Raw genomic sequence first — 882 nt, forward strand, 5'->3', positions numbered from 1 at the left:
CGCTGAGCGTACGGGGCTGGAACTCGACGCCGATGCCGTTGGCGCCCACCGTGTTGTTGACGAGCACGTCGAGCGCACCGACAACCAGATCGTGATTGCGGTCGAGGTAGCGCATCTGGTTGCGAAGCGGTGCAGCGCCCTGCTCGACCAGCTGATTGGGCGAGCCGCCATCACGACGGAATTTGCGCTGCGGGTTCGGTCGTGCGGCCTCGTAGTGGGCCAGCAGCGTGCGGTTGCGCAGTCGGTTCAGGCCGCGCTGCGGATCGAGCCAGGAGACGAGGCGATCGACCGGATTCAGACGCGCGCCCATCAGTGGAGACGCGCGACGCTGAAGCGCAGGCCGCCCAGGGTCGGGACGCCCGATGTACGGTCGCGCTCACCGGCGACGCGGCGTTCCCATTCTTGTCGGCCGGCGCGGATCTCGGCCAGATCCTCGCTCCGGAAGACGCGGTCGCCGAGGCGCGCTTCCTTGCCGAGCAGGACATCGGTTTCGGCCTGCAGGTAGGCGGCCAGCATCGTGGTGGCAGAGGTGCTCATGCGCCCATGCTCGTTAGATCCGCCTGCCATTTGTAGCCTACGAGATGACAATATTTATCGAGGCTTCCAGCACTTGCTACGGCAGACGGACACGAGACGTCCTAGGCGTTGCCAGTACAACGGCTTCTTCCGGCTGGTTTAGGTCGATCAAATTCGTTCGCTGAGCAACAGTGCTTGCCGAAGGCGACCTTCATCAACAGTGGCCGCGTGTCCCGGCTACGGGTCCGTTCGGGTGTGCATCTCGGACACGTCGGACGGGTCTACTCAAACGTGTGCCGACTCCGCCTCTACGACGTGAAGGCGCGGCGAAATCATCTCGAGAACGTCCCCGGATCGATATCGATC

At 64.1% G+C, this 882-nt stretch carries 2 protein-coding genes; both read right to left on the reverse strand.

What is annotated here, in order from left to right; all coding sequences use genetic code 11:
• Positions 1-310, reverse strand: a 310-nt coding sequence (locus AC1D12_RS34300) for a phage portal protein (protein WP_477845519.1), incomplete at its 3' end; no start/stop codon positions are given.
• Positions 310-537 (reverse strand): DUF6148 family protein, encoded by a 228-nt coding sequence (locus AC1D12_RS34305; protein ID WP_477828816.1) that lies wholly within the window; start codon positions 535-537, stop codon positions 310-312. The genes AC1D12_RS34300 and AC1D12_RS34305, both read right to left, overlap by 1 nt.
• Positions 538-882: the final 345 nt, after the last annotated feature.

This window comes from Rhizobacter sp. P1_G5 (genome assembly GCF_056405435.1).